Annotated in this window: 25 protein-coding genes; 18 read left to right on the top strand and 7 right to left on the bottom strand. The window is 59.3% G+C overall.

The genetic code is table 11. The features are described 5' to 3' along the window. Positions 1–62: 62 nt before the first annotated feature. From TM1040_RS10750 to TM1040_RS10730, 5 genes are all read left to right on the top strand, one after another. Entirely contained in the window at positions 63–2,537 is a 2,475-nt protein-coding gene (locus TM1040_RS10750) for a phage tail tape measure protein (RefSeq protein ID WP_011538620.1), read from the top strand. After that, on the top strand, positions 2,537–2,947 hold the full coding sequence (locus TM1040_RS10745; RefSeq protein WP_011538619.1) for a phage tail protein: 411 nt from the start codon (positions 2,537–2,539) through the stop codon (positions 2,945–2,947). Before TM1040_RS10750 ends, TM1040_RS10745 begins: the two co-directional genes overlap by 1 nt. After that, positions 2,919–3,137, top strand: a complete 219-nt coding sequence (locus tag TM1040_RS10740; protein WP_011538618.1) for a tail protein X — start codon at positions 2,919–2,921, stop codon at positions 3,135–3,137. The genes TM1040_RS10745 and TM1040_RS10740 overlap by 29 nt, the downstream gene beginning before the upstream one ends. Before the next feature lie 101 nt (positions 3,138–3,238). Beyond that, positions 3,239–4,135, top strand: coding sequence for a contractile injection system protein, VgrG/Pvc8 family (locus TM1040_RS10735; RefSeq protein WP_254658873.1), 897 nt, complete (start codon positions 3,239–3,241; stop codon positions 4,133–4,135). A 398-nt stretch (positions 4,136–4,533) separates the two neighbouring features. Next, positions 4,534–4,869 carry a hypothetical protein gene (locus TM1040_RS10730; RefSeq protein ID WP_011538616.1) on the top strand — a complete coding sequence of 112 codons (336 nt, stop codon included), beginning with the start codon at positions 4,534–4,536 and terminating at the stop codon, positions 4,867–4,869. 81 nt (positions 4,870–4,950) lie between these two features. On the opposite strand, the gene TM1040_RS10725 is transcribed toward TM1040_RS10730, so the two are convergent. The 5 genes from TM1040_RS10725 to TM1040_RS10705 form a co-directional block, all read right to left on the bottom strand. Beyond that, positions 4,951–6,276 carry a branched-chain amino acid ABC transporter permease gene (locus tag TM1040_RS10725; RefSeq protein ID WP_011538615.1) on the bottom strand — a complete coding sequence of 442 codons (1,326 nt, stop codon included), beginning with the start codon at positions 6,274–6,276 and terminating at the stop codon, positions 4,951–4,953. Next, positions 6,273–7,283, bottom strand: a complete 1,011-nt coding sequence (locus TM1040_RS10720; protein ID WP_011538614.1) for a branched-chain amino acid ABC transporter permease — start codon at positions 7,281–7,283, stop codon at positions 6,273–6,275. The genes TM1040_RS10725 and TM1040_RS10720 overlap by 4 nt, the downstream gene beginning before the upstream one ends. 3 nt (positions 7,284–7,286) lie before the next feature. Further along, positions 7,287–8,000, bottom strand: a complete 714-nt coding sequence (locus tag TM1040_RS10715; protein ID WP_011538613.1) for an ABC transporter ATP-binding protein — start codon at positions 7,998–8,000, stop codon at positions 7,287–7,289. After that, a complete protein-coding gene (locus tag TM1040_RS10710; protein WP_011538612.1) occupies positions 7,997–8,788 on the bottom strand; it encodes an ABC transporter ATP-binding protein in 792 nt (263 codons plus the stop codon). The genes TM1040_RS10715 and TM1040_RS10710 overlap by 4 nt, the downstream gene beginning before the upstream one ends. Before the next feature lie 106 nt (positions 8,789–8,894). After that, the gene (locus TM1040_RS10705) at positions 8,895–10,094 is read right to left on the bottom strand and encodes an ABC transporter substrate-binding protein (protein ID WP_011538611.1); all 1,200 of its coding nucleotides are present in this window, start codon (positions 10,092–10,094) and stop codon (positions 8,895–8,897) included. 139 nt (positions 10,095–10,233) lie between these two features. Here TM1040_RS10705 and TM1040_RS10700 point away from each other — a divergent pair, with 139 nt between their 5' ends. Next, positions 10,234–11,340, top strand: coding sequence for a PQQ-dependent sugar dehydrogenase (locus TM1040_RS10700; RefSeq protein ID WP_011538610.1), 1,107 nt, complete (start codon positions 10,234–10,236; stop codon positions 11,338–11,340). A gap of 6 nt (positions 11,341–11,346) precedes the next feature. Here TM1040_RS10700 and TM1040_RS10695 read toward each other — a convergent pair whose 3' ends face one another. Beyond that, complete coding sequence (locus TM1040_RS10695) at positions 11,347–12,351, bottom strand: GlxA family transcriptional regulator (protein WP_011538609.1); 1,005 nt, start codon at positions 12,349–12,351, stop codon at positions 11,347–11,349. Between the two features lie 200 nt (positions 12,352–12,551). Between TM1040_RS10695 and TM1040_RS10690 the strand changes: the two genes are divergently transcribed. Beyond that, on the top strand, positions 12,552–13,922 hold the full coding sequence (locus TM1040_RS10690) for a class II 3-deoxy-7-phosphoheptulonate synthase (RefSeq protein ID WP_011538608.1): 1,371 nt from the start codon (positions 12,552–12,554) through the stop codon (positions 13,920–13,922). A 229-nt stretch (positions 13,923–14,151) separates the two neighbouring features. Here TM1040_RS10690 and TM1040_RS10685 read toward each other — a convergent pair whose 3' ends face one another. After that, entirely contained in the window at positions 14,152–15,099 is a 948-nt protein-coding gene (locus TM1040_RS10685) for a PAS domain-containing protein (protein ID WP_011538607.1), read from the bottom strand. A gap of 241 nt (positions 15,100–15,340) precedes the next feature. Here TM1040_RS10685 and TM1040_RS10680 point away from each other — a divergent pair, with 241 nt between their 5' ends. From TM1040_RS10680 to phoB, 11 genes are all read left to right on the top strand, one after another. Continuing rightward, positions 15,341–16,237 carry a YicC/YloC family endoribonuclease gene (locus TM1040_RS10680; protein ID WP_011538606.1) on the top strand — a complete coding sequence of 299 codons (897 nt, stop codon included), beginning with the start codon at positions 15,341–15,343 and terminating at the stop codon, positions 16,235–16,237. 15 nt (positions 16,238–16,252) lie between these two features. Continuing rightward, on the top strand, positions 16,253–16,906 hold the full coding sequence (gene gmk / locus TM1040_RS10675) for a guanylate kinase (RefSeq protein WP_011538605.1): 654 nt from the start codon (positions 16,253–16,255) through the stop codon (positions 16,904–16,906). Further along, a complete protein-coding gene (locus TM1040_RS10670; RefSeq protein WP_011538604.1) occupies positions 16,903–17,424 on the top strand; it encodes a gamma carbonic anhydrase family protein in 522 nt (173 codons plus the stop codon). Before gmk ends, TM1040_RS10670 begins: the two co-directional genes overlap by 4 nt. A gap of 26 nt (positions 17,425–17,450) precedes the next feature. Then, complete coding sequence (locus TM1040_RS10665) at positions 17,451–18,608, top strand: trans-sulfuration enzyme family protein (protein WP_044026731.1); 1,158 nt, start codon at positions 17,451–17,453, stop codon at positions 18,606–18,608. A 53-nt stretch (positions 18,609–18,661) separates the two neighbouring features. Further along, entirely contained in the window at positions 18,662–19,702 is a 1,041-nt protein-coding gene (locus TM1040_RS10660; protein WP_011538602.1) for a sensor histidine kinase, read from the top strand. 301 nt (positions 19,703–20,003) lie between these two features. Further along, positions 20,004–21,044 (top strand): substrate-binding domain-containing protein, encoded by a 1,041-nt coding sequence (locus TM1040_RS10655; protein ID WP_011538601.1) that lies wholly within the window; start codon positions 20,004–20,006, stop codon positions 21,042–21,044. Positions 21,045–21,153: 109 nt separating this feature from the next. Beyond that, entirely contained in the window at positions 21,154–22,632 is a 1,479-nt protein-coding gene (pstC, locus tag TM1040_RS10650; protein WP_011538600.1) for a phosphate ABC transporter permease subunit PstC, read from the top strand. Continuing rightward, positions 22,632–23,999, top strand: coding sequence for a phosphate ABC transporter permease PstA (pstA, locus tag TM1040_RS10645; RefSeq protein WP_011538599.1), 1,368 nt, complete (start codon positions 22,632–22,634; stop codon positions 23,997–23,999). Before pstC ends, pstA begins: the two co-directional genes overlap by 1 nt. A 12-nt stretch (positions 24,000–24,011) precedes the next feature. Further along, complete coding sequence (gene pstB, locus TM1040_RS10640) at positions 24,012–24,809, top strand: phosphate ABC transporter ATP-binding protein PstB (protein ID WP_011538598.1); 798 nt, start codon at positions 24,012–24,014, stop codon at positions 24,807–24,809. A gap of 16 nt (positions 24,810–24,825) precedes the next feature. After that, on the top strand, positions 24,826–25,536 hold the full coding sequence (gene phoU / locus TM1040_RS10635; protein WP_011538597.1) for a phosphate signaling complex protein PhoU: 711 nt from the start codon (positions 24,826–24,828) through the stop codon (positions 25,534–25,536). 3 nt (positions 25,537–25,539) lie between these two features. Then, positions 25,540–26,229: a phosphate regulon transcriptional regulator PhoB gene (phoB, locus tag TM1040_RS10630; RefSeq protein WP_011538596.1), complete on the top strand. Its 690-nt coding sequence runs from the start codon at positions 25,540–25,542 to the stop codon at positions 26,227–26,229. Positions 26,230–26,231 lie beyond the last annotated feature (2 nt).

Below are 26,231 nucleotides of genomic sequence, written 5' to 3'. Positions count from 1 at the left end.
CGAGATCTCCGCAATGAGCGTCAGTCGCATGACGTGGTGGCTTGAAGGCCTGAGGGAAATCAATGGCAAAAAATCAGCGCCTTAACGCCACTGTGACCATCGGCGGTGTTGTTGAAAATTCCTTCCGCAAGGGTATCGGTTTTGTCCGGTCGGGCTTTGACAAGGTCGGGCAAAGCATCCGCGATGTTAAAGAACGCCAGAAAGAGCTTTCGCGCACGCGCAAAGACCTTGAGAAACAGGGCAAATCGGTCGAGCACCTGGACCGCGAGTATGAAGCATTAGAGCGCACGCTCGAGGATCTGGCGCGCAAACAGAGGCGCTGGGAGCGCGCGATGCGCGACAGCGCCCGGGTCGGCAAAACCTTTGGCGATATGACCCAACGGATCGGACGGCTCGCAAGGCAATCGGCAATTGGAATTACAGCGGTTGGCGCCGGGATCTTCGCGCTGACCAGTTCAACGGCTTCATACGGTGACCAGGTTGCCAAAACGGCAGGGAAGCTCGGGATCGGGATCGAGGCGTTACAGGAATACCGCTATGCGGCCGAGCGCTCTGGGGTGTCGACAGAGACGTTCGATAGCTCACTGACAGCAATGCAGAAGCGCCTGGGCGAGGCAGCGCAAGGCACGGGTGCCGCGAAAAAAGCGCTCGACCAGATCGGCCTGAGTGCAAGCGACCTGATAGCCATGGGGCCAGAGCGCGCCATGGGTGCAATCGCGGACAAACTGCAGGGTATCGAAGCGCCAGCCGAACGCGCGGCGATTGCTGCGGCATTGTTCAGCCGGTCGGGGATCGGCATGGTAAACATGCTCGGAAACGGATCGGATGCGCTGGAACAACTGCGCGAAGACGCCCGGCGCACCGGCTATGTCTTGAGCGAGGAAGCTGCGCGGGACGCAGAAGCTTTTGCCGACGCACAGCTAGATGCGCAACTGTCGATCAAAGGCCTGAAAAACACCATCGGGTCAGAGCTGATGCCTGTGGTCACCCGGTCGATGCAGCGGTTTAGCGAATGGGCCGTGACCAATCGCGACGACGTTGCAGCCTTTGCTGATACCGCCGCAACCAAGCTTGAGGCAGCTTTGCCTGTGATCGGTCAAATCGCCGAGGGCATGGGTGATGTGTCTAAGGCAGTCGGTGGCGTGATCTCCAAAACGGCGGAAATGGTCGGGGGCTGGAAGAATTTCGGAATCGTCGTCGGCACGGTCTTGGCCGGTCGCACCATCGCCAGCGTGCTCAATTTCGGCTGGGCGGTCGGTCGCCTCGGCGTCTCTATGGCGGCGCTTGTGCCGTGGGGGGCCGCAGGAGCTGGCGCGATGAAGTTGTTCGCTGGTGGGCTTGCCCTGGTCAAGACGGGCGTTCTTGCTGTCGGGCGGGCTTTGCTGATGAACCCCATTGGGCTTGCCGTGGCCGGGATCGCGGGATCTGCTTACCTGATCTATGAAAACTGGGAGAAGGTCGGGCCGTGGTTCGCCGAACTATGGGATGGCGTGAAGGGTCATTTCGGCGGGCTTGGTCGATTTGTCTCTGGTGTCTGGCGGGGTGACATGGATGCCGCCGCTGCAGGCCTGTCCGACGCTTGGGGATCAGCAAAGGCGGTCTTCTCGACAGTGTTCGACGGGATCACTGGAGTTTTTCGTTTTGCATGGGAGAACGGGATAAAGCCGATCACCGACAAGCTGGGGATTACAAGCCACATCACAGCAGCGTGGGACATCGCCCGCACGATGATCGGGACCGCTATTGGCGAAATCGGCGTCGTGCTCGAAACTGCGTATGACGGCAGTATCGGACCTGTGATCGAGGCACTGGGCGCAACCGGCGGGATCTCCGCCGCGTGGGAAGAGGTCAAAACCGCTGTCGGCGCTGTGATCGAATGGCTGGCGCAAAAGTTCGTTTGGCTGATGGAAAAGCTGCAACCCGTCCTCGATGGCCTGTCATGGCTCCGGGACAAGGGTGCGGGAGCCGTCGCGGGCATCCAGGGAATCGGCGACAGCATCAGTAACGGTGTCAGCAATCTGTTCGGCGGTGGCGATAGCAGTGGCGATGAAGGGCCGGCCAATCCGCGCAGCGGTCGCGCAAAGCCCATAAGGATTTCTGGTTCCTATTTAGGCGGCACCATCGGGCGTGGCTTCCGCGAGGTTGGAGAACAAGGGCCTGAGACGATCTGGACCTCGAAGGGCGGCTATGTGGCACACGCAAACGCGACAGAGCGTCTGGCGCGTCTGTCTGAGCGCGCTGGGCCTGTTCTGGATGCTTTGGGTGCTGGCCTGCAGAGGGCCATGGCGGGCGCGCAGCAAGCCGTCGCGCCGGTGTTGCAGCGTATCGAGGTCACAGGCGATCAGATGCAGGGTCGGGTAGCTTCTCCGCAGACGCATGCTGCTCAGGCCGCGCCGGTTGTGATCCATGCACAAATTCATGCTGGCAGTATGAGCCCGCAGAGTCTCATCGACGAGCTCGAGCGCCGCGGGCGCGAAGCGCAGGCAGGGGCGCTCTATGACCAGGCTCACAATTATGGGCAATACGGGGGCGCATGATGGCCGGAACGATGATGCAACTCGGCGCCTACCAGTTCAGTATCGACAACGCTGCCTATCAAAACCTTGAGAGGTCGACCGAATACCGCTGGGCTGCGCAGGAGCGTGTCGGCGCAGATGACGCATTGCAATTCACGGGATATGGCGAGGACACGATTTCGTTGCGCGGAGTAATTTATCCACACTTCAAGGGCGGGCTGGCGCAACTAGACAAGATGCGCCGTCAGGCCGCCATCGGCATTCCGTTGCCGCTCATTGCTGGTACAGGGCGCATTCTGGGCGTTTGGGTGGTCAAAAGTGTGCGAGAGGGCCAACGGACCTTTACGCACCATGGCGCGCCACTGTGGCAAGAATTTGGGATCAGTATTCGGAGGTACGACGGTGGACTCCGCAGTCTTCTACCATTCTAAGGAAGGTGAGGCCCTCGATGAGATTGTCTGGCGCCACTACCGCGCAGAGATCCGGGGCGCGTTCGAAACGGTGCTCGAAGCAAATCCGGGTATCGCTGCAATGGGGCCGATCCTGCCGCTGGGAACTCGGGTTAAACTCCCCGTGATCGATACACCCAAAGAAGCAGAAAGCCTGCGCCTATGGGATTGATGGATTTCAGACCGTACTTTCGAGTCACTGTTGACGGCAAAGATATCAGTGGCGTTCTTGCGCCGCGGCTGGTGAGCTTACGTGTGACGGATGGCGCAGGCGTGCAGTCTGACACTGTCGAGATCCGCCTAAGTGACACGAACCTGTTTCAGAGGATTTCCGAACCCCGCGCTGGCGCTGAAATCGAAGTCTGGTTGGGGTTCCCGCTTAGTCTGTCCTACATGGGCTTGTTTGTCGCCGATACGATTGAGACGGGCGGGCCACCTGATACCGTGACGATCACCGGGACGGCATCGGTGAACGGAGAAACCACAAGCGGCAAAACGGCGCTTACCGATCAGAAAAAGCGGAGCTGGCCCGAAGGCACCACAATAGGGGCAATGGTCGAAAAAATCGCGAGCGAGCATGGCCTGATCGCTATGGTGTCCGAAAGCCTGCGCGCAGAGGCTTTGCCTCACATCGATCAGATTGACGAAAGCGATATCAATCTCTTGTCACGGATCGCGCGGGATTTTGATGCGATTGCCAAGCCGGGCAATGGCCGACTGATCATGACCAGGCGAGGGGAAAGCCTAACCGCATCCGGCCAGCCTCTCCCGGTGGTGAGAGTTGATAAATCATCGGTGACCGAATGGCGCTACAGGAACAGCCTGCGCGAGCGGGTTGGGCGCGTAATCGCGACCACGCAGGATCTCGAAGCTGGTCAGCCGGTTGAGGTAGAGGCCGGGCAAGGTGAGCCCGCCTTAAGGCTGCGGCGACGCTTCCCGGACAAGGTAACAGCCCGGAAAACAGCCGAATCCGAGTTAAAGCGCTTGGGGCGAGCAGGACGCAGCCTTTCAATCACCATGCCCGGAAACTCCGACATAGTCGCCGAGGCGCGCCTGAGCGCCAGTGGGTTTCGATCCTACATTGACGGAGAATGGTTGGTCAGCCGGGCAACCCACATCCTAGACAGTGGGGGATATCGCACCGCAATCACGGCTGAGCCGGTAGAATAGGCAGCTGCGCGAGTTTCCCGGTTTCCTAGTTCGTTCTGGCTTTGTTTGGGGAAATAAAAAAGCTAAGGCGCTGATTTGCATAAATCCGCGCTAGATTTAGGTTCTGGCGCCGCAAGGCGTGGGGGTTCAAGTCCCTTCACCCGCACCACTTCTCCATAAGTTTCAAACTAGACGCTGCGCTTTTGAGCGTGGCCAGTCTTTGCCTGATGATGACGCCATGTCCCATGAGGCAGATCAGACCAGATACTGCGTTGGGGCTTGCAATATAGGCCCGTCCCATTCACCATTTTGATCCGAACCACTTCTTTTTGATCAATATCGATTCTATTTTTCATAGACCCCGATGGAATTGCGACATTCCTTTGGGGCGTTTTGCGACATGGTTTTTGGAGTAGCAGTTGAAGAACATCGATGGTCTTTACACAGTCGAATTTGTAACCCCCGCTCTGCGCGGATTTGGAGTCATCAGTTTTGCGGGCGGGCGCGCGCGCGGAGGTGACAGTATCATCGCATACGACGGGAACTATTCGCAGGCAGGATCTGATGTGGCGCTCGAACTCGAAGCGTTTCGACACGCGCATAAAAACGACATGGTGCCAGTCTTTGGCAAAGAGCATGTGAGCATCGCAGTGAACGCAAAACTGCTGAGCAACAACCGCATCGTCGGCACCGCCGCAAGCCGTGATGCGCCGGATATTCCCATGAAACTGGTATTTACAAAGCTTCGGGATTAAGGCTCTCGGGAAATTGAAAACGCCTGCCGAATATTTCGACAGGCGTTTTTGTTTGTCTTCAAGTTGGCAGGCTTGCCGAGGTTATTTCTCCGGGATCAGACCCCTTGGGCTAAACCGGAGCACCAGCAGCAAGACCAGCCCCATGGTGAACAGGCGCATATGTGAGGCACTCTCCAGAAGATGTGCGCGCAGTCCGCTGTCCTCGGACATGCCAGAGGTCACAAGCTCGATCAGCATCACGCCCATCGGCTCCACCTTGATCCACAGGAACCACACCAAGAGCCCGCCAAGCACCGCGCCGAAGTTGTTACCGGAGCCTCCGACGATCACCATCACCCAGATGAGGAAGGTAAACCGCAGCGGGTTGTAGGTGCCGGGTGTCAACTGGCTGTCGAGCGTCGTCATCATCGCACCAGCCACGCCGCAAATGGCCGAACCAAGGATGAAGACCTGCAGATGGCGCCGGGTGACATGTTTGCCCATGGCGTTGGCGGCCACTTCATTGTCCCGAATGGCGCGCATCATCCGCCCCCAGGGGCTCTTGAGCGCCATTTGTGCCATCCAGAGGAAGACCAGCAGCACGACCGTGAACATGAGCGCATAGCCCAGTTTCACGTAGAGCGTGGAGGCCGTGGTGGCATCCATGCCCCAAGCCGCAGCCTGGTTCACGAACGCAGGATCTGCTTGCAAATCAACCTCATAGGGCAGGGGGCGCGGCAAGCCGACGACGTTTTTGACCCCTCGGGACAGCCAGTCCTCGTTCTTCAGCACCGCAATGATGATCTCGGCAATGCCAAGTGTTGCGATCGCCAGATAGTCCGACCGCAGCCCCAGCGCTGTCTTGCCGATCATCCACGCAACACCCGCCGCCAGCAGACCGCCCAGCGGCCAGGCCAGGAGCACGGGCAGGCCAAAGCCGCCAATGTTGCCCTCAAGCGCGGGGTTGATCGACTCGATGGCTTCAACACCGGGATCCAGCGCTGCGCGGTAAACCACAAATCCCACGATCAGGATTGCAAGCAGGGTCAGCGTGCGCGCCTTGCCCGCCGCCATCACCCGATAGCTGTAGATTGCGGCTGCGATGGTCGCCGCACCCAGCACCAGCGCCAGCAGGATTTGCCAACCACCTGCCTGCCAGGCACCGGGGGTGGGCGGCATGGAGGTCAAAACCACGGCCAGCCCGCCAAGCGCGGTAAAGCCCATGATGCCGACGTTGAACAACCCGGCAAACCCCCACTGCAGATTGACCCCAATCGCCATGATGGCCGAGATCAGCCCCATATTGAGGATGGTCAACGCAGAGTTCCACGATCCCGAGAAAACGCCAAACGCATTTGTGGTCCCCTCGAGCACCAGCAACAGGCCGACGAAGGCGAACAGAAGCGTATGTTTCAACGTATCGCTCATACCGCTTTTCCTTTGAAGATACCGGTGGGTTTGAACAGCAGCACAACGACGAGGATCGCAAAGGAAACCGCAAATTTGTAATCCGTGCTCAGAAGCTGTGCGAGCCCCTCTGGTTCCAGGCTTTCAGGCAGCAGGTAACCGCCCACTTTTTTCCAAGCGTAGGTGATCATCACCTCGCTCATGGCGATGACAAACCCACCAGCGATTGCGCCCAGAGGGCTGCCGAGACCGCCCACGATGGCCGCCGCAAAGATCGGCAGGAGAAGCTGGAAATAAGTGAAAGGTTTGAATGACTTATCAAGCCCGTATAGCGTGCCGGCAATGGTCGCCAGTGCTGCGACGATGATCCATGTGATCATGACCACGCGTTCGGGATTGATGCCAGACAACAGCGCCAGATCCTCGTTGTCGGAATAGGCGCGCATGGATTTGCCCGTTCGGGTCTTGTTGAGGAACCAGAACAACAGCGCCACCACAACAATGGCTGTGACCACGGTGATGCCCTGCGAGGTCTTGATTGCTAGACCCTCATCAAGACCGGTCATCTGCTTGAAGGTGCGGGCCTTGATGATGAACCGCTCGCCATCACCAAACCGCTGATCGCCGGGACCGATGATAAAGCGCACAAGCCCGTTCATCATGAACATCACGCCAAGCGAGACCATCACAAAGACCACGGGCTTTGCTTTTTGCTCGCGGTAGAATTTGAACACGGCCTTGTCGGTGATCAGAACCAACCCCATGGTCATCACGATCCCGATTGGCAACGCCAGAAGCGCGGTTGGCAGCGGGCCTGCGGAGATGCCCCAGGACTGGAACAGCCAAGTAAACAGGATCACGACCATGGTCCCAAAGGCCATGGTGTCCCCATGGGCAAAGTTCGAAAAGCGCAAGATCCCGTAGATCAGCGTCACCCCAAGTGCGCCAAGCGCCAGTTGGCTGCCATAGGCGATGCCGGGGATCAGAACAAAGTTTGAAAGCGCCACGAAGGCATTGAGGAAATCCATCTCTTAGCCTCCCAGGAAAGATTTGCGTACTTCGGGATCGGCCAGCAGTTCCTGACCGGTGCCCGTATAGGCGTTCGCGCCTTGAACGAGGACATAGCCTTTGTCCGCGATTTCAAGCGCTTGCTTGGCGTTTTGTTCCACCATCAGGATCGGCAGCCCGGTGCGGGAAACCTCGATGATGCGGTCAAACAGCTCGTCCATCACGATGGGCGACACGCCAGCGGTCGGCTCATCCAGCATCAGAACCTTGGGCTTGGTCATCAATGCGCGGCCCACGGCCACCTGCTGACGCTGACCGCCCGACAATTCCCCGGCCGCCTGATGGCGTTTGTCCTTCAGGATCGGAAACAAGTGATAGACCTGCTCCATGGTGTCGGAATAATCATCGGTGCGGATAAAGGCGCCCATCTCGAGGTTTTCCTCGACCGTCATCGAGGTGAAGATATTGCTCGTTTGCGGCACAAAACCCATGCCCTTGATCACGCGCTCTTGCGGGCTGAGGCTGGTAATGTCTTCTCCGCCCAGACGTACCGCGCCGGAGCGCACGTTCAGCATACCAAAGACGGCTTTCATGGCGGTGGATTTTCCCGCGCCATTGGGGCCCACGATCACGGCGATTTCGCCCGGGTTCACGGCGATGGTGCAATCATGCAGGATGTCCGGCCCCTTGCCATAGCCACCCGTCATGCTGTCGCCAATCAAAAAGGGTTCGCTCATGCGTCAGCCCCTTGCAGTTTATCTTTATTTTTCAGGCCCGTGCCGAGATAAGCTTCGATGACTTGCTCATTCGCCTTGATCTCATCGAGGGTACCCTCGGCCAGTTTCTTGCCCTCGGCCATGACGATCACCGGATCACACAGGCGGCCGATGAACTCCATGTCGTGTTCGATCACCACGAAGGTATAGCCACGTTCCTCGTTGAGGCGTTTGATGGCATCGGCAATCGTATAAAGGAGGGTACGGTTCACACCGGCGCCCACCTCGTCGAGGAAGACGATCTTGGCATCGACCATCATGGTGCGCCCCAGCTCCAGGAGCTTCTTCTGGCCGCCAGAAATCTCGCCGGCCTTGAGATCGGCGATATGGCTGATGGTGAGGAACTCCAGCACCTCATCTGCTTTGGCGCGCAGGGCGCGCTCTTCATCGGCGATGCGCTTGCGGCCAAACCAGGTGTTCCACAGCGTCTCACCCGATTGGTTGCCCGGAACCATCATCAGGTTCTCGCGGCAGGTCATCGAGGAGAACTCATGCGCGATCTGGAAGGTGCGCAGCAGACCTTTGTGGAACAATTCATGTGGCGGCAGGGCGGTAATATCCTCTCCATCCATCAGGACGCGGCCTGACGTCGGAGGAAGAACCCCTGCCACAACGTTGAAAAGCGTGGTCTTTCCGGCACCGTTTGGTCCGATCAAACCCGTAATCGAGCCCTTTGCGATTTCGAGCGAGGCGCCGTCAACCGCGTGGAACCCGCCGAAGTGCTTATGCAAATCCTCGACGACGATCATGTCATGTTTACCCCTGCCGATCTCTTTGTCGGCCCTTTTATTTGGAACAGCCCGGGGCGCAATGGCTCCCGGGCTGATCAGATGCGATGTGCAACAGTGGTCCGCCTTAGCGGAATTTCACGGTCACGTTCTTGCCGTCCTGAACTTCGATCTCACGGAAAGAGCCTGCGCTCTCGCCGGGGCCGATCAGGTTGACGCCGGTTGCGCCCTCATAGTCGATCTCACCGCCATTGGCGAGAATTTCGAGCGCTTTGCCGAGCTCACCGGGGTTGATTTTCTCACCCGGAGCATTGGCGACTTCGGTGATCTTGGCGACGTAATCCTTGGGATCAACAGAGCCCGATGCCTGCATCGCGAGCAGGAAAAGCGCTGCCGCATCATAGGATTCCGGCGAATAGGCAGAAGTACCGTCAAAGCCAAGCTCGGAGGCTTTGGCAGCGAACATCTCGGCACCTTCACTGTCAGAGCCGGCGATCTGCCCGAAGGAGCCATTGAGGTCCGGGCCCACGTTGTTGGGCAGCGAATCGCCGATCATCCCGTCCGGCAGACCAAAGGTGTCGAACGCACCGGTGTCGAGCGCGCCCTGGATGATGCCCAGACCACCCTGGTCGAGATAGCCCGCAACAACCAGAATATCGCCACCGGCTGATGCCAGCGCCGCAACCTCGGCAGAGTAGTCACCCTTGCCGTCTTCATGCGCGGTCACGATGGTGACTTCACCGCCTGCGGCCTCGAATGCGGATTTGATCGAATCCGACAGACCCTTGCCGTAATCGTTGTTGGTATAGGTGATGGCGATGCTGTCGACGCCACGATCTGCAAGGATCGACGCCATGATCTCGCCCTGACGTGCGTCAGACGGGGTGGTCCGGAAGAACAGGCCGTTGTCTTCCATCGAGGTCAGACCCGGCGAGCTTGCGGAGGGAGAAATCATCACCATGCCGTTCGGGATCGCGACGTTCTGCAGGATCGCGCCGGTCACGCCGGAACAGTCACCACCCACGATGCCGTTGGCGCCATCTGCGATCAGCTTTTCTGCGTTCGCAGTCGCAAGACCATTGTCGATACAGCCGGTGTCCGCGCGCATCGGGGTCACTTTTGCACCGCCAAAGAGTTTGCCGGACTCGGTGACTTCGGACATCGCGAGTTCAGCACCAGAGGCCATGGTCGGCGCCAGGGATTCGATCGGGCCGGTGAAGCCAAACAGGACACCCAGCTTTACTTCGTCGGGGTGGCCGTGGCCGTCTGCAAACGCGGTGCCAGCGCTCAATGCGATGGCTGCCGTCGCGGTCAGCAGTTTTTTCATTTGAATTCTCCCTAATTGGAACAATGTTGTTCGACACGAACCCTATGCAAGCCCCGCAAGAAAGGGAAGAGCGATCGGACAGGCTTTTTGTTACGTCACAATGTCTGCGCTAACATCCCACTGTCAAAGGAGAAAGCTGATGCTACGCCCGCTCGCCGTGATCGCCAGTTTGATGTTTAGTGCCGCGATGGCCGTGCCCTCGCTGGCGCAGCAAATGGACTCAAGCCAAGGCACGCTCCGCGTTGAAAAAATGGCCGATGGGTTTGATGTTCCTTGGGGTTTTACGTTTTTGCCCGGACGCGCACTGCTGGTCACGGAGCGCTCCGGACAGCTTTGGTATCTGAACGGCGCGCGACGCCAACAGGTCGATGGCGTCCCTGAGATCGCTGCGGACGGGCAGGGTGGCCTTCTGGACGTTGTTGCCGCGCGGGATTTCGTTCAGAGCCGCACCGTATATCTCACGTTTGCCCGTCCGCAGGGGCGCGGCGCGGGGACCGCTGTGGCACGGGCTGAACTCTCTGAAGACGGCAGCCGATTCGACTCGCTTGAGGTGATTTTTGAAGCCACGCCAGGCGCGCGGGGCGGGCGGCACTTTGGCTCGCGGCTGGTCGAAGCCCCCGACGGCAGTCTTTATGTCAGCCTCGGAGAACGTGGTGACCGTCCCAGCGCACAGGATCTGTCACGCGAGCAGGGTTCGATTATTCGCATCCTTCCGGATGGCAGCATTCCCTCGGACAATCCTTTTGTAAATTCTGAGGACGCGCGTCCGGCGATCTGGTCCTACGGCCACCGCAACCCGCAGGGCATGGCGCTTGATGCGGCCGGCGACATCTGGGCCGTTGAACATGGCGCGCGCGGCGGCGATGAGATCAACCGGATCACACGGGGCGCCAACTATGGTTGGCCGGTCATTTCCTACGGGCGCCACTATTCGGGGCTGAAGATCGGCGAGGGCACCGAAAAGCCGGGGCTGCAACAGCCGGAGTGGTATTGGGATCCCTCCATCGCGCCCTCGGGTATGATGATCTACTCGGGCAAGCTCTGGCCCAACTGGCGCGGAGACATCTTTGTGGGATCCCTGAAATTTGATTACATCTCAAGGCTCTCGGGGGCACCCCTGCAGGAGGTCGAGCAGATGAAATCGCCCGAAACCGCAAGGGTGCGCGATATCCGCGAAGCCCCCGATGGCAGCATCTGGTTTGCCTCGGAATACGAGGGCGCCCTCTTTCGGATCACCCCGAACTGAGCAAACTCAGGTGATGTGGCGTACGCCCTTGCTGCCACGCTCTCGATAGGGCGTGGTGTCGTAATGAGCGCGGTAGCATTTGGAGAAATGCGACGGCGATGCAAAGCCACAGGCCAGCGCCACATTGATGACGCTCATATCTGTCTGCATCAGGAGGTTGCGAGCCTTTTGCAGGCGCAGCTCCATGTAGTACCGCTTGGGGCTGCGGTTGAGGTATCGGCGGAACAACCGCTCAAGCTGACGCGTCGACATGCCCACGTCTTCTGCGAGGATCGACGGGCTGATCGGCTCTTCGATGTTCTTCTCCATCATCTGGATCACCATCGAGAGTTTGGGATGGCGCACGCCGATGCGGGTCGGAATCGACAGGCGCTGGGTGTCCTGATCGGTGCGGATCGACGAATAGATCAGCTGATCCGCCACCATATTGGCAAGCTCCTCGCCATGGTCGTCGGCAATGATCTTGAGCATGAGGTCGATCGACGAGGTGCCCCCCGCGGTCGACAGACGATTGCCATCGATCACAAAGACCGATTTGGTCAGATCCACATCTTCGAACTCTTCGGCAAAACTGTCGGAATTTTCCCAGTGAATGGTCGCGCGCTTGCCATCCAGCAAACCCGCCTTGGCCAGGGTATAAGAGGCCGTACACAAGCCCGCGATGGTCAGACCCTTGCGCGCCTCGCGACGCAGCCAAGAGAGCACCCGCTTGGTGGTGGCTTTTTGCACCTCAATCCCACCGCAGAGCATAATGGTGTCATCACGTTGTAACTCTGTGAGGTCAGAATCCACCTGAAACACGGTCCCGGCAGAGCAGGTAACAGTCTCGCCACCTTCGCCAACAAGGGTCCAGGAATAGAGGTCGCGACCTGCCATGCGATTGGCGATCCGCAGCGATTCCATCGCGGCGGAGAAGCACAGGAGGGTGAATTGATCCAACAGGACAAACGTAAACCGACGATGTTTACCGCCCGACGTGAGCTCGGGAATCGCCTCTGGCTTGGTTTGCATGGCTCTGGTCCTTACAAATCTGGTCTTTTAGACGGAGCTGGGAAAGCCACGCGACACGATGGCCGCGAATTCAAAGACCCTGCTCATAGGATAGCGTCATGGTCAAGATGTGGAAATTCTAAACTGGCCTCTGTTAGCGCTCTTATGTATACGCTTCTTTCGTAAATCACGGTTCCAAAGTTATTTTCGGAGTGAAAGCCATGAGCGACTGGCAAAAAACGAACTGGCGCAGCAAGCCGCGCGTACAGATGCCTGACTATACCGATCAGGCCGCGCTGCAGGCTGTTGAGGCGCAGCTGGCCAAGTATCCGCCCCTGGTTTTTGCCGGTGAATCCCGTCGCCTGAAGGCGCAACTGGGTGCTGCCGGGCGCGGCGAGGCCTTCTTGCTGCAAGGCGGCGACTGCGCCGAGAGCTTTGAGCAGTTCAGCGCAGACGGCATCCGCGACACCTTCAAGGTGATGTTGCAGATGGCCATGGTGCTGACCTATGGCGCCAAGGTGCCGGTGGTCAAAGTGGGCCGCATGGCCGGTCAATTTGCCAAACCCCGCTCGGCGCCGACCGAGACCGTTGATGGGGTCGAACTGCCGAGCTATCGCGGTGACATCATCAACGAGCTGGCCTTTACACCCGAAGCGCGTATTCCCGATCCGCGCAAAATGCTGCAGGCCTATACCCAGGCGGCGGCGACGTTGAACCTGATCCGCGCCTTCTCGACCGGCGGCTATGCGGATGTGCATCAGGTCCACGCCTGGACCTTGGGGTTCACCGAAGGCGACAAGGCCGAAGCCTATCGGGATATGGCCAATCGGATCACCGATACGCTCGACTTCATGAAAGCCGCCGGTGTGACCGCCGACAATGCTCATACGCTGCAGACGGTGGAATTCTACACCAGCCATGAAGGTCTGTTGCTGGAGTATGAAGAGGCGCTGACACGTCTCGACTCGACTTCCGGCAAATGGCTTGCGGGTTCGGGTCACATGATCTGGATCGGGGACCGCACACGCCAGCCCGATGGCGCGCATGTGGAATTCTGCAGCGGGGTCTTGAACCCGATCGGTCTCAAATGTGGTCCGACCACCACAGCTGACGACCTCAAGGTCCTGATGCAAAAGCTCAATCCTGAAAACGAAGAAGGCAAGCTGACGCTGATCGCCCGCTTTGGCGCCGGCAAAGTTGCAGACCATCTGCCACGCCTCATTCAGGCCGTGAAGGACGAAGGGGCCAATGTCACCTGGGTCTGTGATCCGATGCATGGCAACACCATCAAATCCGCCAGCGGCTACAAGACCCGTCCGTTTGACTCGGTGCTGCGCGAAGTGCGTGATTTCTTTGGTGTGCATCAGGCCGAAGGAACGATCCCCGGTGGCGTTCACTTTGAGATGACGGGCCAGGATGTCACCGAATGCACCGGCGGCGTGCGCGAAGTGACCGACGAGGACCTGAGCGATCGCTACCACACCGCCTGCGATCCCCGTCTCAACGCGGATCAATCGCTGGAACTGGCGTTTCTTGTCGCAGAAGAACTGTCGCGCCTGCGCACACCGGACGACACGCGCGCCGCGATCTGAGTGATCCGTCCGCAGCATTTCAAAAGGCCCGCAGCTTTGCGGGCCTTTTTTTATCCGGGCTTTTGCAAAGTGCCTGGCAGCGCGTGATAGTCTGGGCGCGGTATCGTCCTTGCACGCAAAAAGAACGCCCGAAACGCGTTCTGCGTTCGGGCGTCAATGCTTCAAGGTCTATGTCCAGTAGCTTGAAACTTATAAGAATTCTTGGCGTTTTCGATTCGAATTTTAATAATCAGTCCCGCGAAACCACAAGACGCAGGTGCGACGCGCCTTTCTTCAGCTTGCCACCACGCGGCGGGCGCGAAACAAGTTTTTCGACATCGGTGGTGGAGACGGTCTCCAGCGTCACAGGACCCTCGGGGCGCGCATCGGCCCGGGCAGGCGTGCGGGCAGATTTCAAAGCGTCGCGGTTTTCGCGGCGGGCCCGATCCAGAAGCGAGCGGGCCTCATCCATCAGGCTCGGGGATTTGCGTTCAAATCCCGTGCGCGGCTCGCTGAAACCACCGGTACTCACCGGTTTGTTCGTGAGATCGCGCTGCGATTGGCCCTGCATCTGGGGTTCGGACACGCGGGGTGCGGCCTTGAACTCGGGCGCAGTTTTGGACTCGCTGGCCTTGGTGATCTTGCGAATGTCGCAGCTGTCGACGAGGAAGCGTTGCGACACGCGGCTTGCTGCCCCTTCAGAGACCATGACGCCCAGCGCCCGGCTCACATCGCCGAGATCACTGCGCAGCGGCAGCAGGATCATCTTTGCGGTGCGGCTGCCGCGCAGACGGGTGGCCTGGGTGTGCAGTTCAAATTCCAGAATGGAGGGGTCGTCGAACATGTGCTCGAGCGCGGCGCTCACGGTCTTGCGGGACTCGGCGGTGAAAAACGCAGTCAGAGGCATACCGCGCACTTCCATCCCCGCAAGCTCGTTGACCTTTTGCCCGGCAAGGCGGAATCGCGCGATGCCCGGTGCAACACGCTCCAGAATGAAGGTCTGACTCAGGATGTTTTCAAGACCGCGCGGGTCGACCTGCGAGCGGCTGGGAATGTCATCCCCGCGACGCAGTGCGGTCCAATAGGCCTCGGCCTGACGCAGAGGCGACACGTTCGAACGTGTGCGAAAGCGATCCATAGCTACCACTTTATCCAACCCTGTCTTTTTATCTGTGTCGTCTTGACCGCGAAACATCATTCTCTTGTCCTCTGCATCCGGTTCCAGCATCGAAACTTGGCAGGAGGCCCATGCTCAAGTGTTAACGCCATAGTGGTTACCTTGAAGTTAACATGACACAATCTGACTAAAGTTTGGACCAATAGTTTAATCAATGGTTAACACTTTGGTATAGGTCCGCTCTGCCTATGTGCAAGGCACTATCCGCCGGACCATTGACCCCGGACCCTGCCACTGTATTCAGGATGCAGGAGGATCACAGATGGTTTTGCATTCGATGACAGGCTTTGCCTCAGGGCAGGGCGGTGAGGGTGCCTTGGCTTGGATCTGGGACATCAGATCGGTGAACGCCAAGGGGCTGGATGTGCGTGTGCGCGTGCCTGACTGGCTCGAAGGTCTTGAAAATGAAATTAAAAAACGCGCAACCAAAAGCCTAGGTCGTGGCAATGTCACGATCGGACTGCGGCTGAGCCGTGCCGACGATGGCAAAGGCGAGCTACAGATCAATGCTGCTGCGATGACGGCTGCACTGGCGGCGATCCAGCAGACACAGGCTGCCGCCACCGAAGCGGGCCTGGACCTCACACCGGTGCGAGCGACGGATATCCTTCAGATACGTGGCGTGCTCGAACAGGTCAGTCACGAAGCCAAAACCGAAGACCTCGTGACCCAGCTGCTATCCGAATTCGACTCACTTTTGGCCGACTTCATTAACATGCGTTCTAATGAAGGGGCGGCTCTGGAGGTGGTTTTGAGCGCACAACTTGAACGGATCGAATCCCTGAGCCAGGAGGCCGCCCAGCGCGCCGCAGCGCGCGACCCCCTCATAAAGGAGGCGCTTCGCGCAAATCTTGCCCGTGTGCTGGACCAAAGCGACGGCGCAGATCCCGACCGCGTGGCGCAGGAGCTCGCCATGATCGCGGTCAAAGCAGATGTTACCGAAGAACTCGACCGCCTGAAGGCGCATATTGCCGCCGCACGCAAACTGCTCGGGCAGGGGGGATTGGTGGGGCGAAAGCTCGACTTCCTGATGCAAGAGTTCAACCGGGAGGCCAACACGCTCTGTTCAAAGGCGCAGAACGCGGCCTTGACCGAAGTGGGTTTGGAACTCAAAACCGTGATCGACCAGATGCGCGAGCAGGTTCAGAACATAGAATAAGGAGAACTCCCTAACATGGCACATTCAAAAGCGCAGCGACGGGGTCTTCTCATCATCCTGTCCTCCCCCTCCGGTGCAGGCAAATCCACCCTCGCCAAGCGGCTGCGGGCCTGGGACAGCGACATCAGCTTTTCGGTCTCGGCCACGACGCGCAAGCCCCGCCCGGGCGAGGTCGATGGGCAGGACTATCATTTTGTCACGGTCGAGTCGTTCAAACAGGACGTGGCCAATGGCGATATGCTCGAACACGCCCATGTGTTCGGGAATTTCTACGGCTCTCCGAAGGGGCCGGTTCAGACAGCCATCAACGAAGGCCGCGATGTGCTCTTTGACATCGACTGGCAGGGCGCGCAGCAGATCACCAATTCGGATCTCGGCAAACACACGCTGTCGATCTTTTTGTTGCCGCCCTCCATTACCGAGCTGCGCCGCCGCCTCGAAAGCCGTGGTCAGGACGACGCGGAAACCATCAGCCGTCGCATGCAAAAGAGCTGGGACGAGATCTCGCACTGGGGGTCCTATGATCATGTGCTGATCAACGAGGATCTCGATGAGACCGAAGAAGCCTTGAAGACGATCATCACCGCCACCCGCCTGCGCCGCATTCAACAGCCGTCGCTCATCGAACACGCACGCGCCCTGCAGCAGGAATTTGAGGACCTGTCATGACCCTCTACGCCCTAGGAGAAGACCGCCCCCAGATCCATGCCGACACATGGGTCGCGCCTGACGCAAATCTCATTGGCAAAGTGGTGCTGGAAGAGGGGGCCTCGGTCTGGTTTGGCGTCACCATCCGCGCCGATCACGAGGAAATCCGCGTTGGTCGTGGCACCAATGTGCAGGAAAACGTGGTGATGCATATTGATGCGGGCTACCCGCTCACCATTGGCGCGAACTGCACCATCGGCCATAAGGTCATGCTGCATGGCTGTACCATCGGCGACAACTCCCTGATCGGGATGGGGGCTACCATCCTGAATGGCGCCAAGATCGGTAAAAACTGCCTGATCGGGGCGGGCGCCCTGATCACCGAGAATAAGGAGATCCCTGATAATTCTCTGGTGATGGGCGCCCCCGGCAAAGTGGTGCGCGAGGTGGACGATGCGCTTGTCGCCAAGCTCACCGCAAGCGCCATTCACTACCAGGACAACATGCGCCGTTTTAAGAAAGACCTGAAGGAAATTTGACCGTGAAGAATTCTCGCCCCTCCGTAATGCGTCCCCATGGCCTGCCGGACAGCGCCAGCCACCCGGTTGTCACTCCGCTGAGCCCCTCGGTCGTTTACGCGTCTGAAACCCCGGATGCGCTGGATGATCAATATGAGGGCCGCGTCCATGGCTATACCTACTCGCGCGAGGGACACCCAAACGCGGATGTGATCGCGCGGCGGCTCGACGACATGGAAGGGGCGTCGGGCGGCGTTGTCTGTGGCTCCGGCATGGCGGCGGTCTCAGCGGTGCTGCTGGGGCTGTTGCAAACCGGTGATCATGTCATCGGCGGCGATCAGCTCTACGGGCGCTCGCTGCGCCTGATGAAAGAAGACCTGCCACGGCTGGGGATCGCAACAACCCTCGCCAACCCCGGTGACGTTGCGGCGATCCGCGCGGCAATCCGCCCCGAGACCAAGCTCATTCTGGTCGAAGCCGTTTCCAATCCGACACTGGCGGTGGCCGACATCGATGGCCTTGCAGCGCTCTGCCGCGAGCACGGTATTTTGCTGGCCGTCGACAATACCTTCACCACGCCGCGCGCGTTCAAACCCTTTGAGCATGGTGCGGACATCGTGATCCATTCGGTGACAAAGCTGCTCGCGGGCCACTCTGATGTGATGCTTGGGTATGTGGTCGCCAAAGATCCGGCGCTCAATGACCGGATGCGCGTGTTCTCCGTGACCACCGGCATGACGCCAAGCCCCTTTGACTGCTGGTTGGCGGAGCGGGGGCTGTTGTCCTTTGATCTGCGCTTTGACCGCGCCGAGGCGACGGCTGCACGGCTTGCGGATCACATCGCAACCCTGCCGGGCATCAAACGCGTGATCTACCCCACGCGCAAGGATCATCCCGATCATGCGCGCGCAGAGGCGCTCCTGAAGGGGCGGGGCTGCAATATGGTGAGCTTTGAGCTTGATGGCGGACGAGAAGCGGCCAATGCCTTTACCCGCGCAGCAGAAGGCCTGTCCTTTGCGCCGACCTTGGGCGATGTGGGCACGACGCTCTCGCATCCGGCATCCTCATCGCATCGGGCGCTTACGGCTGAAAACCGGGCAGAACTCGGCCTGCACGAGGGTTTCTTTCGCGTGTCCGTAGGGCTGGAGGATCCAGAGGCGCTCTGCGCGATCTTCGAGAACGCCATCACCTCTGCCATGTCCTAGTTACAATTGAACCCTAAGAAGGCCGCCACGACGCAATGACGAGGCATAAAATCATGTCGCAAGAGCTGATCGACGGGCTTCTGGCCGCGTTTCCGATGCCGGCTGTTTTGATCGATCAGACAGAGCGGTTGATTGCGGCCAATGTGGAGGGGGCGACCCTGCTTGGCCCGCAAGTCATCGGGCGTCATTTTGCAACGATCTTGCGTCAGCCCAATGTGACCACTGCGATCGAGGCCTGTCTTCTGGACCGCAAACCGCGCACCGCGCGCCATCTTTCCAATGATGGCGCGCAGGACACCACCTTTGAAGTGACCCTGCGATATGTGCCGGGAGTAGGAGCCGTGAATGGCGGCGCGGTGCTCTTGTGTTTTGACGACATCACCGACCGCGAGCAGGCCAGCCAGATGCGGCGTGATTTTGTCGCCAATGTCAGCCACGAGCTGCGCACGCCACTGACCGCATTGATGGGGTTCATCGAGACCCTGCGGGGTGCTGCGCGCAATGATGCGGCGGCGCGGGATCGTTTCCTGGAAATCATGGAAGGCGAGGCGAGCCGGATGAATCGCCTTGTGGGGGATCTGCTGTCGCTCAACCGTGTCGAGAGCGAGGAACGCGTACGCCCGAAGGAACGTATCGACCTCTTGGCGCATCTTCAGTCCACGATCAAATCGCTGGCGCCCCTCGCCGAGAGCGGCGGCACCCAGCTTACGCTTGATGCGCCCGCAGGCGCAGTGGAGATCCCTGCGGATCCGGATCAGCTCCAGCAGGTTTTCACCAACCTCATAGAGAATGCGCTGAAATATGGTGGGGACAATGTGACCGTCTCCCTGATGGCGCTGGAGCGGGATCCCGCGCTCAGATGTCCGGCGGTGCGGGTGCAGGTGATCGATGATGGCCCTGGCATTGATCCGGTTCACCTGCCGCGCCTGACCGAACGATTCTATCGCGCCGACAATCACCGCTCCCGCGAGTTGGGGGGCACGGGCCTTGGACTCGCGATTGTAAAACACATCATCAACCGCCACCGCGGACGCCTGCGCGTCGAGAGCGACCTTGGCAAAGGCGCGACCTTCACCGTGATCTTGCCCCAATAGGTCCCGCGTCCTTCTCTTCGTTGAGACGGCTTTCACGTGCAATCCTGCGCGCGAACCATTGGTACTGGCGCGTTTTGTGACACAGGATTCATACTTTCTGCCACGCCATCCCCGGCAAACCGGCCGTTGCACCAAGTTCACAGGTCTCTTTTCCAAGTGTTTCGGATTTTTTTCACCTCAGGCCCGCTGTTGTCATACAGCTGTTACATAGCTGTCACAAAAGCCACACCTGAGCCTTCTAGGAGGGGCGCAAGATCATCTTGGGGGTGATCGTAAACTTCTTAAACTCATGGAGACTTCAATGTCCTTTGTGAAACTGACCGCATCCACTCTCGCCATCGCAGCCGTATCGGCCACCGCAGCTTCTGCGCGTGAGCAGGTGCAGGTCGCAGGTTCTTCCACCGTTCTGCCCTATGCTTCGATCGTTGCCGAAGCCTTTGGCGAAAACTTCGACTTCCCGACACCGGTTGTCGAATCCGGTGGATCCTCCGCCGGCCTCAAGCGTTTCTGCGAAGGCGTTGGCGAAAACACCATCGACATTGCAAACGCCTCCCGCGCGATCAAAGAAAAAGAGATCAAGGCCTGTGCCGAAGCCGGCGTGACCGACATCATCGAAGTCCGCATCGGTTATGATGGCATCGTGTTTGCCTCCGACATCGACGGCAACGGTTTTGAATTCACCCCGACCGATTGGTTCCTCGCGCTCTCCGACAAAGTTGTTGTTGACGGCGCGCTGGTCGACAACCCGAACAAGACCTGGGCCGATGTAAACGCCGCCTTCCCGGCACAGCCCATCCAGGCCTTCATCCCCGGCACCAAGCACGGCACCCGCGAAGTCTTTGAAGACAAAGTGATCCTCGCTGGCTGTGAAGAAACCGGCGCGTTCGATCTGCTGAAAGAAGCCAACGGTGGCGACAAGAAAGCAGCCGAAAAAGCCTGTATCGCTCTGCGCACCGACGGCGTGTCCGTGGACATCGACGGCGACTACACCGAGACCCTCGCACGTATCGACTCCAACAAGGACGGTATCGGCGTGTTCGGTCTGGCCTTCTACGAGAACAACACCGACAAGCTGCAGGTTGCAACCATGTCCGGCGTTGTTCCCTCCACCGAATCCATCGCAACCGGCGAATATCCGGTGTCCCGCCCGCTGTACTTCTACGTGAAGAAAGCGCACATCGGCGTAATCCCCGGCCTCAAGGAATTCGCTGAGTTCTTCGTTGCAGATGAAGTTGCTGGCCCCGACGGCCCGCTGGCCGAATACGGCCTCGTAGCAGACCCCGAGCTTGCAAAGACTCAGGAAGCTGTTGCAGCAGAAGCAACCATGGGCGGCAACTCCTAATAGCCCCGCGCATGTAAAGTTCAGGCCGGGGCGGATATGACGTCCCGGCCTTTCGTTTCAAAAGTATCGCTGTTTTCCTCCCTTCTTGCACCGCCAAACGGAGCTCTTGATGCCTACCCTATGGCTTATCCTCGGCTTGATCGCCCTCTCGGTCGCCGGGTTCTTCCTCGGCCGCAATCGGGCCTTGGTTTCCGCGGATGGAAACCCCAAGGATCTACACTCGCTGCCCTCTTATTATGGGCATAACGTGGCACTGTCGGCTTTGGTGCCGGCGCTTGTCCTTCTTGCCGTCTGGCTCTTGGCGCAGCCCATGATCATCGACAAACGGGTTTCCGGCATGATCCCCGACGCGGCGATCTCCGAAGGCTCGACCCTGAGCCTCGTCATGAGCGACGTGCGCCGCGTGGCCGAGGGGCTCGACATTGCCGTGGCCCAGGGGGCCATGACGCAGGCACAGTCAGATGACCTCAGCAGCGGCACCACCGACGTACGCGCCGTTCTGGGCGATGTTGGCGTCGCCTTGGGATCGGACGTGCGTCCCGAGGTGCTGAGCGCCGCGCAAACCTATCGCGCGCTTTCCAGCACCGGCCATTTGTCCATGTGGGTCAGCGTTGTTCTGGTGGCTCTGGGCGGCTTTGGCTGGTCCTACGGGCGCACGCACAAGGATTTTCGCGCCCGCAACGTGGTCGAGCAGGGCATCATGGCATTGCTGATCCTTGCGGCATCGCTCGCGATCCTCACCACCATCGGTATTGTCCTTTCGATGCTGTTTGAGACACGCAACTTCTTTGCGCTGCATTCCTGGACCGATTTCTTCTTTGGCGACACCTGGGCTCCGAACTTTCGCGGTGATTCCGATCTGTCGATCCTGCCGCTTCTGTGGGGCACACTCTATATCTCCTTTATTGCGCTCATGGTTGCAGTGCCGATCGGTTTGTTTGCCGCGATCTACCTCAGCGAATATGCCAGCAAGACCACCCGTTCCTTTGCCAAGCCTCTGCTTGAGATCCTCGCCGGGATCCCGACCATCGTTTATGGCCTCTTTGCGCTTTTGACCGTGGGACCGGCGCTTGTGCGTTTCTTTGGCCAGGGCGAAAACGGCGTCCTGGGAGTGGAGTGGATGAGCGGCGCGACCTCGGTTCTGACCGCAGGCGTCGTGATGGGGATCATGCTCATTCCTTTTGTCTCCTCGCTCTCTGATGACATCATCAACGCGGTGCCACAGGCGATGCGCGATGGCTCGCTTGGTCTTGGCGCCACAAAGTCCGAGACCGTGCGTCAGGTGGTCATGCCCGCAGCCTTGCCCGGCATCGTCGGCGCGATCCTGCTGGCAGCCTCCCGCGCGATCGGCGAGACCATGATCGTGGTGATGGGCGCAGGCGCGATTGCGAAGTTCTCGCTCAACCCGCTTGATTCCATGACAACAATCACCACCCGGATCGTGAGCCAGCTGACTGGCGATACCGATTTCGCCAGCCCCGAAACCCTGGTCGCTTTTGCCCTTGGCCTGACACTCTTCGTGCTGACCCTCGGGCTCAATGTCCTCGCACTCTACATCGTGCGCAGATACCGGGAGCAGTATGACTGATGACCGATCTTAGCCAAAATCCCTCCTCCGGAGACGCACCCATGTCGCGCAAACCTGGCACCTCACTGCTGGAACTGTCGGATCGCACCAAACGCCGCAACGCCGCCGAGACCCGGTTCAAGGCCTATGGCATTGCCGCTATCGCGGTCGGCCTGTTGATGCTTGTTGTTCTGGTGACAACCATCGTCAGCAAGGGAACAGGCGCGTTTCAGCAGACATTCATCACGCTCCCGGTCGAGCTCCTGGAAAGCAAGCTCGACAAGAACGGCAACCGCGATATTGAAGACATCAAGAAGGTCACGACGTTTGGATATGCGCCGATCATTCGCAACGCCGTCGAGGCGAAAGTGACCGATCTTGGCGTTGAAACCTCGCTCAAGGCCAAGGACATGGCGGGGCTTCTGTCCAAGAACGCCGCCGCAACCCTGCGCGAATTCGTGATCGCCAATCCGGATCAGATCGGCACCACTGTGGAGTTCCGCTTCCTCGCACAGAGCCGTGTCGACGGGTATCTGAAGGGGCGCGTGAGCCGAGACAGCATCGAGAATGACAAGAATATCTCGGTTGAACAGCTCGATCTCGTTGACGCGCTGGTGGCGGCCAATGTGATCGAAAAAACCTTCAACCTCGACTTCATTCTCGGCTCGGATGCATCGGACGCACGCCCCGAAGCCGCAGGCATGGGGGTCTCCATGTTGGGGTCGCTCTTCATGATGTTCGTGGTGCTGGCGCTTGCACTGCCGATCGGAGTTGCGGCTTCGATCTATCTTGAGGAGTTTGCGCCGCAGAACTGGATTACCGACATCATCGAGGTGAACATCTCCAACCTCGCGGCGGTACCCTCGATTGTCTTTGGTATTCTGGGGCTTGCGGTCTTTATCAACTACATGCACCTGCCGACCTCGGCGCCGCTTGTGGGCGGTCTGGTGCTCACGCTGATGACACTGCCGACCATCATCATCTCGACCCGCGCGTCGCTTAAGGCCGTACCGCCTTCGATCCGCGATGCCGCATTGGGCGTGGGCGCCTCCAAGATGCAGGCCGTGTTTCACCATGTTCTGCCGCTCGCCGCACCGGGGATCCTCACCGGGACCATCATCGGTCTGGCACAAGCACTGGGTGAAACCGCGCCGCTTCTGCTGATCGGCATGGTGGGCTTTATCGCCTCCAACGCCCCCGACAGCATTGCCTCCGGTCTCTTGTCGCCGAACTCCGCCATGCCCGCACAGATCTATGAGTGGGCCAAACGCGCCGATCCAGCGTTTTACGAACGCGCCTGGGGCGGTATCATCATCCTGCTGGTCTTCTTGATCACCATGAACACATTGGCCGTTATCTTGCGCCGCCGATTTGAACGCCGCTGGTAAAGGGGCCCTACAATGAACGATATGACAGCAATGGACAGCACCGTGGAAACACAACGCACCAAGATCGCAGCCAAGGGCGTCAACGTCTATTACGGCGACAGCCACGCCATCAAGGACGTGAACGTCGAGATCGAGGACAAGACCGTGACCGCCTTCATCGGTCCGTCGGGCTGCGGAAAATCGACCTTTCTGCGCTGCCTCAACCGGATGAACGACACGATCGACATCTGCCGCGTCACCGGGGACATCCTGCTTGAGGGCGAGGATATCTACGACAAACGCGTCGACCCGGTCCAGCTGCGCGCGCAGGTTGGGATGGTGTTTCAGAAACCCAACCCGTTCCCCAAGTCGATCTATGACAATGTCGCATATGGTCCCCGCATTCATGGCCTGGCCAAGAACAAAGCGGAACTCGATGAAATTGTTGAGAAATCTCTGCGTCGCGGAGCGATCTGGGACGAGGTCAAAGACCGGCTTCACGCGCCGGGCACCGGGCTCTCCGGTGGCCAGCAGCAGCGCCTCTGTATTGCCCGTGCGGTCGCCACAGAGCCCGAGGTTCTGCTGATGGACGAACCGTGCTCCGCACTGGATCCGATCGCAACTGCACAGGTAGAAGAACTGATCGACGAGCTGCGCGAAAACTATTCGGTTGTGATCGTGACACACTCCATGCAGCAGGCTGCACGCGTGAGCCAAAAGACCGCGTTTTTCCACCTCGGAAACCTCGTGGAGTTCGGCCCAACCGGTCAGATCTTTACCAATCCCGAAGATCCGCGCACCGAAAGCTACATCACTGGCCGCATCGGCTAAGTTGGAGACATATCAAATGGTTGAACAACATATTGCATCTGCATTCGACCGCGACCTGGAGGCCATTCAGGCCCGGATCATGAAGATGGGCGGGCTTGTCGAGGCCGCCATCATGGAAGGCGCGCGCGCGCTTGAAACACGCGACGAAGAGCTGGCCGCAAAAGTGGTGCAGGACGACAAAGCCATCGACGGACTCGAAGAGCTGATCAATGAGGATGCCGCCCGCGTGATCGCCATCCGCGCACCGGCCGCCGTTGATCTGCGCGTCGTGCTCAGCGTCATCAAGATCTCGGGCCACCTGGAGCGGGTTGGCGACTATGCCAAGAACATGGCGAAACGAACCAGCGTTCTGGCCCAGAGCCCATCAGTGGCCGACAGTGCAGCAGCCTTGCGGCGCATGGCGCGTGAGGTGGAGTTGATGCTCCGGGACGCGCTCGACAGCTATATTCAGCGAGATGATGAGCTGGCGCGCGACGTGATCCAGCGCGACCGCGACGTGGACCAGATGTACAACGCTCTGTTTCGGGAGTTCCTCACGCATATGATGGAAGACCCGCGCAACATTTCGTCCTGTATGCACCTGCACTTTATTGCAAAAAACATCGAACGCATGGGCGATCATGTCACCGCGATCGCAGAGCAGGTGGTCTATCTCGTGACCGGCAACAAGCCCGAGGAAGAACGCACAAAAGCCGACAATACGTCGGTGACCATGCAGGAGATCTAAGCCATGGCAGTCGATCAGCCTACTGTTCTGGTCGTCGAGGACGAACTGGCGCAGCGCGAAGTGCTTGCTTACAATCTGGAGGCGGACGGCTTTCGGGTGATCAAGGCGGAGAACGGTGAAGAGGCGCTGCTGCTCGTCGAAGAGGACATGCCTGACATCATCGTACTCGACTGGATGATGCCCAATCTGACCGGAATCGAGATCTGCCGCCGCCTGAAGACGCGCACGGACACCCGGAGCATTCCGATCATCATGCTCTCCGCGCGCTCGGAAGAGGTCGACAAGGTGCGCGGTCTGGAGACCGGCGCGGACGACTATGTGGTGAAACCTTACTCCGTGATCGAGCTGATGGCCCGGGTGCGCACGCAACTGCGCCGCGTCCGGCCAGCCACCGTTGGCATGCGGCTCGAGTTTGACGACATTATCCTTGACGCGGAAACGCACAAGGTGAGCCGCTCGGAACATCCGCTCAAGCTTGGCCCGACCGAGTTTCGCCTGCTCTCGACCTTTATGGAGAAGCCGGGCCGTGTCTGGAGCCGTGAACAGCTGCTGGATCGCGTCTGGGGGCGGGATATCTATGTCGACACCCGCACCGTCGATGTTCACATCGGCCGTCTGCGCAAGGCACTGACCCAGCATGGGGGCGATGATCCCGTCCGTACGGTGCGCGGTGCGGGCTATGCGCTCGGGTAGCC

Source organism: Ruegeria sp. TM1040 (assembly GCF_000014065.1).
GTDB lineage: Bacteria > Pseudomonadota > Alphaproteobacteria > Rhodobacterales > Rhodobacteraceae > Epibacterium.
This window is presented reverse-complemented; position numbering and strand designations above follow the sequence as displayed.